Annotated in this window: 8 protein-coding genes and 1 pseudogene; 6 read left to right on the forward strand and 3 right to left on the reverse strand. The window is 68.7% G+C overall.

The annotated features are described in order from the left end of the window. Positions 1-181 precede the first annotated feature (181 nt). Together GA0070616_RS19920 and GA0070616_RS29475 are read left to right on the forward strand one after the other, a co-directional pair. Entirely contained in the window at positions 182-6,652 is a 6,471-nt protein-coding gene (locus GA0070616_RS19920) for a ricin-type beta-trefoil lectin domain protein (RefSeq protein WP_425412962.1), read from the forward strand. Next, positions 6,636-6,893 (forward strand): DUF7660 family protein, encoded by a 258-nt coding sequence (locus GA0070616_RS29475; RefSeq protein WP_425412963.1) that lies wholly within the window; start codon positions 6,636-6,638, stop codon positions 6,891-6,893. The genes GA0070616_RS19920 and GA0070616_RS29475 overlap by 17 nt, the downstream gene beginning before the upstream one ends. Before the next feature lie 18 nt (positions 6,894-6,911). Here GA0070616_RS29475 and GA0070616_RS19925 read toward each other — a convergent pair. From GA0070616_RS19925 to GA0070616_RS28250, 3 genes and pseudogenes are all read right to left on the reverse strand, one after another. Beyond that, a pseudogene (locus tag GA0070616_RS19925) lies at positions 6,912-7,693 on the reverse strand (transposase family protein). A gap of 780 nt (positions 7,694-8,473) precedes the next feature. Beyond that, on the reverse strand, positions 8,474-8,797 hold the full coding sequence (locus GA0070616_RS19935) for a hypothetical protein (RefSeq protein WP_245712837.1): 324 nt from the start codon (positions 8,795-8,797) through the stop codon (positions 8,474-8,476). After that, positions 8,794-8,964, reverse strand: a complete 171-nt coding sequence (locus GA0070616_RS28250) for a hypothetical protein (protein WP_175440142.1) — start codon at positions 8,962-8,964, stop codon at positions 8,794-8,796. Before GA0070616_RS28250 ends, GA0070616_RS19935 begins: the two co-directional genes overlap by 4 nt. A 644-nt stretch (positions 8,965-9,608) precedes the next feature. Here GA0070616_RS28250 and GA0070616_RS19940 point away from each other — a divergent pair. From GA0070616_RS19940 to GA0070616_RS19955, 4 genes are all read left to right on the forward strand, one after another. Continuing rightward, positions 9,609-10,490, forward strand: coding sequence for a helix-turn-helix domain-containing protein (locus GA0070616_RS19940; protein WP_091085187.1), 882 nt, complete (start codon positions 9,609-9,611; stop codon positions 10,488-10,490). Positions 10,491-10,494: 4 nt separating this feature from the next. Continuing rightward, positions 10,495-10,677, forward strand: a complete 183-nt coding sequence (locus GA0070616_RS19945) for a DUF397 domain-containing protein (protein WP_091091181.1) — start codon at positions 10,495-10,497, stop codon at positions 10,675-10,677. 386 nt (positions 10,678-11,063) lie between these two features. Further along, positions 11,064-12,275 carry a 1-deoxy-D-xylulose-5-phosphate reductoisomerase gene (gene dxr / locus GA0070616_RS19950; protein ID WP_091085191.1) on the forward strand — a complete coding sequence of 404 codons (1,212 nt, stop codon included), beginning with the start codon at positions 11,064-11,066 and terminating at the stop codon, positions 12,273-12,275. Next, a complete protein-coding gene (locus GA0070616_RS19955) occupies positions 12,275-13,525 on the forward strand; it encodes a M50 family metallopeptidase (protein ID WP_091085195.1) in 1,251 nt (416 codons plus the stop codon). The genes dxr and GA0070616_RS19955 overlap by 1 nt, the downstream gene beginning before the upstream one ends. Positions 13,526-13,533 lie beyond the last annotated feature (8 nt).

The raw sequence follows: 13,533 nt of genomic DNA on the forward strand, positions 1-13,533 counted from the left end.
TTCCGCCACCAACAACCAGGCGTCGTGGATCGGCGACGGTTGGGACTACGCGGCCGGTGCCATCACCCGCTCGTACGCCAACTGTCGGCAGGACTCCAAGAAGGCCGGTGCGAACAACACCACGCACCGCACCGCCGACCTGTGCTGGGGCTCCGACAACGCCACCCTGTCCCTGGGCGGCATGACCACTGAGCTGGTCTGGGACAGTGGCACGTGGACCACCGCCAACGGCGACGGTTCGAAGGTCGAACTGAAGACGGGCGGGGTCAACGGCGACGCCGACGGCGAGTACTGGGTCGTCACCACCCGGGACGGCACGAAGTACCACTTCGGCCGCAACCGCCTGCCCGGCTGGTCCGAGGGCAAGCCGGTGACCAACTCGGTGCTCACCGTCCCGGTCTACGGCAACCATGCCGGTGAGCCCTGCTACCAGGCGGGCGACTGGCACGGGTCGCACTGCACGCAGGGTTGGCGGTGGTCGCTGGACTACGTCGAGGACGTCCACGGCAACGCGATGAGCCTGTGGTGGGCCAAGGAAACCAACAACTACGCCCGGAACTTCAACTTCAAGTCCCCCGTGTCGTACGACCGCGGCGGCTACCTCACCCGGATCGACTACGGGCAGCGCAAGGACACCGTCTACACGGCCGCGCCGCTGGCCCGGGTCACCTTCGACGTCGCGGAGCGGTGCTTCGCCGAGGGCGGGCTCACCTGCTCCGAAGCGAACTTCAACAGCGAGATCCCCGACGACTACCGCATCTGGTACGACACCCCCGCCGCCCTCAACTGCGACGCGGACGGCAAGTGCTGGGACGTGTCGCCGTCCTTCTTCACCCGCAAGCGCCTCGACAAGATCACCACCTTCGCGCAGCGGCGCAGCGGTCTCACCGACCTCCAGAAGGTGGACGAGTACCAGCTCACCCAATCCTTCCCGACCCTGCTGACCGGCCCCAACACGGCCCTGTGGCTGGAGTCGATCCAGCGCACCGGTCACGGCGCCAGCGGCACCGCCGCCGACCGGATCACGCTCAACCCGGTGCGGTTCGTGCACAACCGCGAGGACATGCCGAACCGCGTCGAGGACGACGACCGCCCCGGCTTCTCCCGGCTGCGCATCGAGCGGGTGGTCAACGAGTACGGCGGCGAGACCGTCGTCACCTACAGCGCGCCCGAGGGCGCGTGCGACACCGGCGTCGGACTGCCCACCACCACGGCGGGCTACCAGGCCAACACCCGCCTGTGCTACCCCAGCTTCTGGCACCCGGATCCGGCCGCCGACGACGAGATCGACTGGTTCCACAAGTACGTCGTCAAGGCCATCGAGGAACTGCCGGCCATCGACGGGGCCGCGAACTCCACCCGCACCGAGTACGCCTACGCCAACGCCGCCTGGCGGCTCGCCGAGCAGGAGTTCACCAAGAAGTCCCGCCGCACGTACTCCCAGTTCGCCGGCTTCGAGCAGGTCACCGTGCTCACCGGCCCGGAAACCCCGGAGCTGGGCAGCGAGCGGACCAAGTCCGTGACCCGTTACTTCCGCGGCATGGGCGACACCGTCGAGGTCACCGACATCACCGGCGCGCGGATCGCCGACGACCGGGAGCCCTTCGCCGGCCGCGTCGCCGAGGAACTGACGTACGCCAGTGCGGGCGACCCGGCCGCGGACTGGCTGACCCGCAGCGTCACCTACCCGGCGGCCACCGAACTGGCCTCCCGCGCCCGCGACGACGGCCTCGACCCGCTGAAGGCCTGGCGGGTCACCGACGCCAGGCAGAAGGCGTGGGCCAGGTCGTCCGGCGACGGCGACGACACCCGGACCCTGCGCGTGGTCGAGACGAAGACCACCTACGACGCCGTGTACGGCCTGCCGGTGACGATCGAGTCCCTCGGCGACACCCAGGAGTCGGGCGACGAGTCCTGCACCACCGTCGACCACCTGCACGACACCGGCAAACACATCATCGGCCTGACCAGGCAGATCCGAACCAGCGCCACGACCTGCGCCGCAGCCACGTTCGAGGACCTGACGACGCTGGCCTCGGCGGGCCGGGTCGCCTACGACGGTCAGGCGTACGGCGCGGCCATCCCCGCGACCGGGCGTGGCCTCGCCACCCAGACCTGGTCGCTGAAGGCGGACGGCTCCGGCTTCCAGAACGAGGGCACCACCGCCTTCGACCCGATCGGGCGGGTGACGAGCCGGACCGACCCCGACGGCAACGTCTCGCAGATCGAATACCTCCCCGCCTCCGGGCAGGCCCACTCGGTGCGGGAGGAGAACTCCCTCGGGCACGAGCAGACCCGCGAGCTGGACCCGGGCCGCGCCGTCACCCTGAAGACCACCGACCCCAACGGGCACGTCAGCGAGGCGAAGTACGACGCCCTCGGCCGCCTGGTCGAGGCGTGGGGAGCGGGGCGTACGCCGTCGCCGACGGCTGTGCCGGACTTCCGCGCCGAGTACGCCCTGCCCGCCGTCACCGTCGACCCCGAGGACGCCGAGGACCAGGACCGCAAGCCGCCGTACGTCACCACGTTCAGCCGTGGCCACGACAATCGGATCCAGACCTCCGTCACCATCTACGACGGTCTGGGCCGCGAGCGGCAGAGCCAGGTCGAGGCCACCGGCGGCGGTCGGCTGATCACCGACACGCTCTACAACTCGGCCGGCGAGGTGTGGCAGACCAACAACGCCTACTTCGCCGAGGGCTCCCCGACCGGTCAGTTGTTCACGCCACTGTCCGACACGGTGGTGCCCAACGCCACCCGCTACACCTACGACGGGCTCGGCCGGGTCACCCTGGAGATGCCGCTGCTCGCCGGGGTGGAAAAGCCGGAGCGGGCCACCCGCTACGTCTACGGGCTCGACCACTCCACCGTGGTCAACCCCGACGGGGCGGCCTCGTACCGGCTGTGGACCGACGCCCTGGGTCGCACCTCGCGGGTGGACACCTTCCGCGACGCCGCCCGGACCGACTTCACCTCGATGCGGTACGAGTACGACCAGCGCGGCCAGCTGGTGGAGGCCACCCACTCCGCCAAGGCCACCCACCCGTGGACCTGGGAGTACGACGGGCGCGGCCGGCTGAAGAAGGCCACCGACCCCGACGCCGGGATCTCCACCTTCACCTACGACCACCGCGACCGGCAGCTCACCACGACCCACGCCCGTGGCATCACCATCTGGAACGGGTACGACCAGCTGTCCCGCCCGACGCAGCAGCGCCTCGGCGACAGCACCGGCAACCTGCTGGCCGAGTACACCTACGACACGGTGTCCGGCGGCAAGGGCCTGCCGGCGACGTCGACCCGCTACACCGACGGCCTGCCGTACACGCAGTCGATCGGCGGCTACACCTCCGACTACCAGCCCACGTCGACGACGCTAACGCTGCCGCAGTCGATCGCCGACACGTGGGGCCTCGACCGCGACTACCGGTACGACTACTCGTACACCGACACGGGCCTGCCGGAGGCGACGACGCTGCCGGCGGTCGGTCCGCTGCCCAGCGAGAAGATCCTGGTCCGCTACACCAAGGACGGCCTGCCGCTGTCGGTGTCCGGCAAGGACTGGTACGGCTCGGAGACCGTCTACTCGCCGTACGGTCAGGTGCTGCGCTCGACGCTGGGCGCGCACCCGTACCGGGTGTGGACCATGGCGACCTTCGACGACGCCAGCGGCGCACTGACCCGCCAGCAGGTGTTCCGCGAGGTCAAGGACGCCCACGTCGTCTCCGACCGCTCCTACGACTACGACGACGCCGGCAACGTCACCACGATCCGCGAACACGCCACCGCCCACGCGGAGCGGCAGTGCTTCCGCTACGACGCGCTCGGTCAGCTCCGCAACGCCTGGACGTCGGCTGACCAGGACTCCTGCGCCGCAGGGCCGGGCAGCGCCACCGGCACCGTCAACGCCATCCCCGGCGTCGACGGCACCGGCTACTGGCAGGAGTACGACTACGACCTGCTCGGCAACCGGCAGAAGCTGGTCGAGCGGGACCTGACCGGCAGCACCTCCACCGGCCCGATCGAGACCACCTACGGGTACGGCCAGCCCAGCGGCGCCCAGCCGCGCACCCTGACCACGGTCACGAAGACCTGGACCACCCCGCAGGGCGCGGCGATCGTCTCCGAGGCGACCCGCCTGTACGAGCTGACCGGCGAGACGAAGTCGGTGCAGTCGACCCAGAACGGCGACGAGCAGGAACTGTCCTGGACGTACGACGGCCAGGTCGAGCGGATCACCGGCTCGGGCAGCAAGGGCCGCACCGCCTACCTGGGCATGGGCGACAAGTGCCTGGACCTGGACCAGGGGCAGGCGCAGCCGAACCAGGCGGTGCAGCTGTACCCGTGCAACGGCGGCGCCTGGCAGAAGTGGGCCTTCACTCCGGTCGAGGGCCAGCCCAACGGCGACCTGGGCACCCTGTCGGTGTACGACGACACGTGGTGCGTCCAGCCGTCCGGCACGACGACGACCGCGCTGCTGCAACTCCAGGCGTGCGACGGTTCGGCCGCTCAGCACCTGGAGCGGCTGTCGACCGGCCAGTTGAAGCACCCCGCTTCGGGGTTGTGTGTCGTGGCGAAGAGTTCCGCGACGGACGCCCATGAGATCGGGTTGGCGACCTGCGACGCGGGTTCCTCGGCGCAGCGGTGGGACGCGCAGGACGAGACGCAGCACATCTACGGCCCCGGCGGTTCGCGGCTGTTGACGGTGCAGGGCCGTCAGGCGACGTTGAACCTGGGTGAGGCCCAGTTGACGGTGCGCCTCGGTGGTGCGCCGGTGAACACCCAGCGGTCGTACTCCACGCCGGGTGGCGCCGTGGTGCGGCATGTGGCGGGCACGGTCGAGCAGGCGTTGACCGCGATGGCGGGTGATCATCAGGGCAGCCCGTACGCCGAGGTGGGTCTCGCGGCGGGCATGGCGGTGGGGATCCGTAAGCAGGATCCGTTCGGCAACGTCCGGTCGGGCACGGTCAGTGGTGATCTGAAGACGAACCGGGGCTTCCTGGGCGCGGTACGCGACGACGCGTCGGGTTTCGTGCCGCTGGGTGCTCGGTTGTACGACCCGGAGGTGGGTCGGTTCCTGTCGGCGGACCCGGTCCTGGATCTGACTGACCCGGTGCAGAACAACGGTTACACGTACGCGCACAACAACCCGGTGACGCACTCGGACCCGACTGGTCTGTCTGTGTCGTTGACGCAGTCGGAGCTGAACGCGGCGCTGGCGGGTGCGGGTCTGTCGCCGGCGATGGTGGCGCAGGCGCAGGCTGACTGGAACAGGTCGCTGGTGTCGGTGATTCTGGGTGCGGCATGGCACGTGCTGAAGGAGTTCCTCGGAATCAACGACGCGATCAACTGCTTCGGCGGTGATCTGTGGGCGTGTGGAAGCCTGATCATCGGTTCGATTCCGGTATTGAAGTTGACCAAGGCTCCGAAGATCAAGAGTGCGATCAGTGCCACGATCTCGGCGATCAAGGCGTGGCAGGCGGCGAAGAAGGCCGCCGAGGTGGTGCTGAAGGCGGCGCGGGCGGCGGAGGAGGCGGCGCTCGCGGCGAAGAAGTTGGCGATCGAGCGGGCAAAGAAGGCCGCGCAGGCGGCGAAGAAGAAGGCCGCCGACATGGTCAACTCGACGAGCAACAAGGCGACGCAGTCGTCGAAGAAGACCGGTAACCCGATCCAGAAGGAAGCGCAGGCCAGGTCGAATCCGAAGAGTTCCTCGGCGGCCTCGGGTGGTGCTGGCAAGGGTGCCTCCAGCGCAGGCAAGGGCAACTCGAAGCCGGGCGGCTCGGAGGGGGCGTCGTCGCGCAGCAACGGCGGCTCCAGCGGTAACGAGGCTTCCGGTGCTGCGGACGGGGGTGGCGGTTCCTGCCCTGTACCCAACAGCTTCGTGCCGGGCACACGGGTCCTGATGGCCGACGGTTCGACCAAGCCGATCGAGGACGTCGAGACCGGCGACCGGGTCGTGGTCACCAATCCGGAGACCGGTCGTACCGAGGTCGACACTGTCACCGCGACGATCACCGGCGACGGCGTCAAGCAGCTGGTGAAGGTCAGCATCGACACCGACGGCGACAACGGCGACGCCACCGCCGAGGTCACGGCCACCGACGGCCACCCGTTCTGGGTGCCTGAGCTGGGCGAGTGGATCGACGCCACCGACCTCCAGCCGGGCCAGTGGCTCCAGACCAGCGCCGGAACGTTCGTCCAGATCACCGCCATCGAGCGGTGGGCCGTCCCGCGCGCGGTCGTCCACAACCTCACCGTCGCCAACACCCACACCTACTATGTGCTAGCCGGCAACACCCCGGTCCTCGTACACAACTGCACTATTGATCCGAGCGAAGTCCGGTTTACCCAAGACAGCGTTGGTAGTCACTTCAAGTCGGGTCATTCGATCGATGAAACTGCTGCTGCGCTTGCTGATGGTAGCCTTGATTCGAGTGTTCTCGACCCCATTCGTCTAGTCGATAAGGAGGGTAAGCTCTACACGCTGGACAACCGGAGATTGGTTGCTTATCAAAAGGCTGGAATCGAGGTCCCCTACAGGATGGCGACTGGGGCGGAGATTCGCAAGGAATGGCGTAAAAAGTTCACTACCCAAACCGATGGGATTGGCATCTTAATTCGGAAGGTTGGCTGGCATGGACCTAGAGGATGAGGCTGGCCGCGTTGTCACGCGGCAAGACCTGGTTGAACTTGTCACTCGTATGGCTTCTGTCTCTAGTTCGCCGGAGATGCTGGAATGGGAGAACAACACGCTACCGCGGTTCCTGGATGGGCTGGCGGCATGGATAGCTGGTATGGATGGGTATTTCCGAAACCAAGGCTTGGAAGTCCCCGACCAGCCATCCTGGCGGCTGGTTGGCGACATGCTAGTTGCTGCGACCCTTTACGAATAGGTCTACATCGAGCACTTTTCATCGTGAGTTTTGGCTGGTCGGGCCGTGATGTAGAGCGAGGATGGCCTTGATGATCGCGGTGGCGCGTCGGGGGCAGCAGCGGAGCTTGGTCAGGATCTTCCAGCCCTTGAGGGTGGCGACGGCGCGTTCGCCGACGGCGCGGATCTTGGCGTGGTGCCGGTTGACGGTCTTCTGGCGCTGGGACAATCGTGGTCGGTGACGACGGCGTTTGAACGGCGTGCGGATGCTGCCGCCGGCGCCTTGGTACGCCTTGTCGGCGAAGGTCATGACGTTGGCGCTGCTCAGCGCGTCGATCAGGCCGTGGGTGCGGGCGGCGGTCAGGTCGTGCACGGCGCCGGGCAGGCCGGCTGAGGCCCAGATGAGACGTCCCTTGCAGTCTGCGATGACCTGCACGTTGACCTCGTGGCGTTTGTGTTTCCCGGAGTAGTACGGCCTCTGGTCCGCGACCCGATCGATCGGGATCAGGGTGCCATCCAGGATCGCGTACGCGAGCCGGGCGATGCGCCGCATGGCCGCGTTCAGGCTCTCGGCGTGCGTGGCGAGCAGGTCGATGGCTTCCCGGACGTACCGCCAGGCTGTCGTGACGCTGACCGTGAAGCCGCAGGCAAGACGGGCGATGGTGTCCCCGTTACGCAGATGGGCCAGGGCGAGCAGGGCCTGCCGGCCGGCGTCGAGGCGTCCCACCGGCCGCGGCGGCGGGTGCGTTCGGCACGGATGAGGTCGGCCAGGTGGTTCAGGGTGCGGCTGGACAGCGCGACCGCGGACGGGTAAGACAGCACAGCGAGGCTCCCGGTTGGGGCATCGGATCTTGGTCGACTGCTGTCTTACCGGGAGCCTCGTCCTATGTCGACACAGCCTCCCCGCACGACCGTGACCAGCGCCATCACGATGAAAAGGCGGTCTTGTTCCTGCTTCCAGCGCCACTACTTTCTTGGCATCGCGTTGCTGGCTGCCATGACCTCTGGTCTGGATCCGGCCGCAGATTTGGGATCGGTTCTCGTCGTAGGTGACGTCCCGTACCCAGTGGATTTTGGTCTCGATGTTTCAGTGGCCGCGGTGCATGCCGCCAGCTGTGCCGGTTTGGCGTAGTGCACGCGCAGGTTGGTGATGGCGTAGACGGTCTCGGGGTGAAGCGTTTTGGCTGGTGCAGGTATCGTTTCCGGCGGCCGATCTGCAGGGCCTGGTGGCGTGTGGGAGGCTGATGCCGGTGATTGTCGTCAGGCACTTCAGATGTGCGCGCCGCGTTCGACGAGGTAGGTGACGTGCTCGCGTTGGCAGTGCAGGGCGTCGGCGGTGAGTCATGGTGTGGCGCAGGTCGCTGCGGCAAATTGACGTCGGGAGCTGTCGATGCGGAGTTGCCGGATGACTACAGTAGGCTCGTTGGCAAATGTGGCGGCGGCTGCTTCGATAAGTGCCTTGGTTGCTGGAGCCGTTCTCAACAGGCCTAGCGTACGATCTTCTGGTGATCGCAGGAGAAGCAAGGCGATTCGCTGAGGATGGTTTGGGGTATAGGAGAGCCAAAACCCGATATCGCTGGGCCTGAACTCTATACCGGCGTGTCATGCGCGTGTGTCAGCGCGCGACGATCTGATGGGCATGGCCGTGTCGGTCAGGCAAAGTCCTGAGGAGCGGGTCCAGCCGATGAATCGTCTGAAGTATTCCGCCGGATCGACCCCGTCAGGATCGATCCGCAGGCGGTCACTGATTGCGTCGTGCATCAACACGCACAGATAGATCGCCAGCCCCGGACGGTCGTGGGCGTACTCCGCGCGTAGCCGCAGTTTCGCGGCCGGGCACGGCCATGCGGCGGCACATTCTCGGCAGCGCCAGACGGGCCGGACGGCCAGGTGCCGTTCCAGGTGCGCCCTCGCGTGCTGCTTCACCGCGCACCCACTTGAGGCGGGGCGTCGAGAACAGGGCGGGCGCGCAGGGCCGCCACCCGCACCAGGGCGCGACGGATCCTTCCGTCGTCCGGGCGGCCGTCAAAACGTAGCTGCTGGCCGGTCAGTTCGACCCATTCCAGCGCGGGATGTTCCGCGCGGTCGGGCACGTGTGTGACCCTTAGGCGCAGCGGGCCGGTGCCGTAGCAGTAGTCGGCCTCCGCGGTCGTGATGAAGTCTCCGACGACGACCAGGGGCCGGGGTGGAGCCAGTGCCGGTCCGTCAGGCCCACCTGCCGGCGCCCGCCGACCCGGATCGGCTATTCCGGCGGCTCCGGCATGCTGAGTGCTGCTGGTCACCGCACCCTCCGAAACCGGTCGGACCGGTGGGATGTCGGCTCCGCCGGGGATACGCGGGCAGTGTGGTCCGGGCAGCGCCAGCGCAGCCCGCACACGCAGTGTCGCCCCCACCGGGACCAGTCGCGTCGGTGCCGAGGCGCTGCGGGCACCGGCTGCTCCCTGCGACGAAGCGCAAAGAGCCACTGGAGCGCGAAGAGCCACCAAAGCGCGTGCAGACGACGAAGCGCGAACAGGCGCACGATTACCTCCACGTGGGAATTGCGTGCCGAATGGGTGCCAGGGGCGGGAATCGGGGGAATGAGGTTCGGGACGTGACTCCCGCCCCTGGGTCGACCACCGCCGCGACGCGGGGTCGGAAGAATGGTCGGCCGGCCCACTGGCCTCGGGCAATCTTTCGGAGAAGAATGCGGACCAAGGGATGAGGTGCATTACGTGGCGACAGGCAGGGAGACGACGTGGACGACCCGGGCAGCACCGTTCCCCGCAGGCAGTTGGGAAGATATCTGAATGAACTTCGAGAAAACGCGTACGTGACCGTCTCGGCGGCGGCGAAACAACTCGAATGGTCGACGCCCCGGATCTGGCGCTACGAGACCGGTCAGGTTTCGATGCACCCGAACGACGTCGAGGCCATGTGCCGGGTCTACGGCGCGACCCCGGAGACCATCGAGACGATGCGGTCGCTGGCCCGCGAGACCAGGGCGCACGGCTGGTGGCACAGCTACGGCGAGGCGATCAAGGACTGGTTCAAGCTGTACGTCGGCCTGGAGGCCGCCGCCACCCGCATCCGCAAGTACGAGGCAGACCTGATCCCTGGCCTGCTCCAGACGGTCGAGTACATGACCGAGGTGATCGCCACCGACAACCCGCAGCTCACCGAGGCGGAACGCCGGGCGAAGGTCGACGTCCGCCTCCAGCGGCAACGGCTGCTCGCCCGTGCGGTGCCCCGACCCCCGCAGATCGACGTGATCCTCAACGAGGCGGTGCTGCGCCGTCCCCTGCGCGACCAGGGGGCGATGGTGCGCCAGCTCGACGCGTTGGTGGTGAACAGCCGGCGACACAACGTCACGCTCCGGGTGCTGCCGCTGCGCGCCGGCCTGTTCCGCTGGGCCCAGGCCGGCACCTTCACCATGCTCGACTTTCCCACCCACGTGCGGGAGCCCGAGCCCACCACCATCTACATGGACGGCCCCTGCGGGGCTGTCTACCTTGACAAACCCCACGAGATCCAGACCTATGAGGACGCCTGGCAGTCCCTCGGGGAACGGGCGTTGAATGTCGACGAGTCCCGCGAGCTGGTCGCGGCGCTGACGAAGGAGATGACCGATGGTGCGTGACGGGGTGTGGCGGACGTCGTCCCGGTCCGGCGGCGAGGGCGACTGCGTGGAGGTGGCGGGGTTGGCCGACCTGATCGGCGTACGGGACAGCAAGGACCGCACCGGCCCGGTGCTCAGCTTCGACGCGGCGGCCTGGACGGCGTTCGTCGCCGGGGCCCGGTCGACCCGCTTCGGCAGCGACCGCTGACCCGACCCGCGTCCGGCACCGGCCCTGAGCTGCGTCCGGCGCGGGCCTGATTCGTGCCCGGCACCGGCCTGACCCGGCCGGTGCCGGGCCAGGTCGGCGGGCGAAGGGCCACTGAGCCGACCACCCCACCCCGACGTGCGGCATGTCGGCCTGTCCCGGCCCTCGGATACCGCGATTCGCCGCACCTCGCGCCGTCAGGCGGCCGGGATACCGCAAGGTGCCGCAACCTGTGCCACGCCGGCGCACCCCGTGACCCGCACCCCGTGACCCGCACCCCGTGAGCCGCACCCCGTGACCCGCACCCCGTGACCCTGGCCACCCCGGCGACCCGCGACGACGCCCGGGCTCCCAGTCGGGGCACAGGGAGGGTGGGGAAGAATGGGCCGGTGACCTCCCCCCGTGACCTTGTCCTGCTGGGCTCGACAGGATCCATCGGCACCCAGGCCATCGACATCGTGCGCCGCAACCCAGACCGGTTCCGGGTGGTGGCCCTCGGGGCCGGTGGCGGCAACGTCGCCCTGCTCGCCGCCCAGGCTCTGGAGTTGAGCGTCGACGCGGTCGGGGTGGCCAAGGCCTCGGCCGCGCAGGATCTCCAGCTCGCGTTCTACGCCGAGGCGAGCCGGCGCGGCTGGGCCAGCGGCGAGTTCAAGCTGCCCAAGATCGTGGCCGGGCCGGACGCGATGACCGAGCTGGCGCAGTGGCCGTGCGACGTCGTGCTCAACGGGGTGGTGGGGTCGTTGGGGCTCGCGCCGACCCTGGCGGCGCTGCGGGCCGGGCGTACCCTCGCGTTGGCCAACAAGGAGTCGCTGGTGGCCGGCGGCTCGCTGGTCAGGGCCGCCGTGACGCGGCCGGAGCAGATCGTGCCCGTCGACTCGGAGCACTCGGCGCTGGCCCAGTGCCTGCGCGGCGGCGCGCGGGGCGAGGTGCGGCGGCTGGTCGTCACCGCCAGTGGGGGGCCGTTCCGGGGGCGGCGACGCGACGAGTTGACCGACGTCACGCCCGAGCAGGCCCTCGCTCACCCCACCTGGAACATGGGGCCGGTCGTCACGATCAACTCGGCGACCATGGTCAACAAGGCGTTGGAGGTGATCGAGGCGCACGAGCTGTTCGACGTGCCCTACGCCGACATCACCGTGACGGTGCACCCACAGTCCGTGATCCACTCGATGGTCGAGTTCGTCGACGGCTCCACCCTCGCCCAGGCCAGCCCGCCCGACATGCGGCTGCCCATCGCCCTGGGCCTCGGCTGGCCCGACCGGGTCGCCGACGCGGCCCCCGCCGTCGACTGGACCACCGCCCACACCTGGGAGTTCACCCCGCTGGACGACGACGCGTTCCCCGCCGTCGCCCTGGCCAAGGCCGCCGGCCGGGCGGGCCGGTGCCGCCCCGCGATCTACAACGCCGCCAACGAGGAGTGCGTCGCCGCGTTCGTCGCGGGGCGGCTGCCGTTCCTCGGCATCGTCGACACCCTCGAACGGGTGCTGGACGACGCTCCCGACTTCGACGAACCAGGTACCGTCGGGGACGTGCTCGCCGCCGAAACGTGGGCGCGTGCGCACACCCAGAAGATCATCGCCGCTGCGGCGGAAGGAGCCTGATGTCGTTCGCGTTCGGGGTGGTGCTGTTCGCCCTCGGCATCCTCGTATCGGTGAGCCTGCACGAGGCCGGTCACATGCTGACCGCCAAGGCGTTCGGCATGAAGGTCACCCGCTACTTCGTCGGCTTCGGCCCCACCCTCTGGTCGTTCAGGCGGGGCGAGACCGAGTACGGCATCAAGGGCATCCCGCTCGGCGGCTTCTGCAAGATCGTCGGCATGACGCCGCAGGACGACGACGTCGAACCCGCCGACCAGAAGCGGGCCATGTGGCGCTACCCGGTGTGGAAGCGGACGATCGTGATGTCCGCCGGCTCGGTGACCCACTTCGCCCTCGCCGTCGTCGCCGCGTGGCTCGCCGCGATGACCCTCGGCCTGCCCAACCCCAACTTCCCCTCCACCCCCGAGCAGGTCCGCAACGAGCCGGCGGTGATCGCCATCCAGGACTGCGTCCTGCCGGACACCACCTACCGGGCCTGCGCCCCCGGCGACCAGGCCAGCCCCGCCGCCCAGGGCGAGCTGCGCGACGGCGACCGGATCACCTCGGTCAACGGCACGCCGGTCGACACCTACGGCGAACTGGTCAGCGCCCTGCGGGCCGTCGCCCCGGGCACCACCGCGACCATCGGGTACGAGCGCGACGGCACGACCGGCACCACCGAGACGGTCCTGGCGTCCACCAAGCGCCCGCCCCTCGACAACCCGGACGGCCCGGTCACGGACGTCTCCGCGCTGGGCATCCAGCTCGTCATCACCACCCCCGGCCTGGTCTCCTACGGCCCGGTCGAGTCGGTCGGCGCGACCGCCGACTTCATGGGCGACCTGGCCGTCGGCACCGCCCAGGCGCTGCAGCGGCTGCCGGAGAAGATCCCCGCCCTGTGGAACTCCATCACCGGCGGCGAGCGGGACATCGACACCCCGATCAGCGTCGTCGGCGCCAGCCGCCTCGGCGGTGAGGCCGTCGCCAACGACGCCTGGGAACTGTTCATCATGCTGTTCATCTCGCTGAACTTCTTCATCGGGGTGTTCAACCTGCTGCCGCTGCTGCCACTCGACGGCGGCCACATCGCCATCGCCTGGTTCGAACGGGCCCGCTCCTGGGTGTACGCGCGGCTGCGCAGGCCCGACCCCGGCCGGGTCGACTACTTCAAACTCATGCCCTTCACGTACGCGGTGATCCTGATCGGTGGCGCGTTCACGCTGCTCACCATCACCGCGGACGTCGTCAACCCGATCAGCTTCTTCCCAAGGTGAGTGCCTGA

This window comes from Micromonospora nigra (assembly GCF_900091585.1).
In the GTDB taxonomy this organism is placed as follows: Bacteria; Actinomycetota; Actinomycetes; order Mycobacteriales; family Micromonosporaceae; genus Micromonospora; species Micromonospora nigra.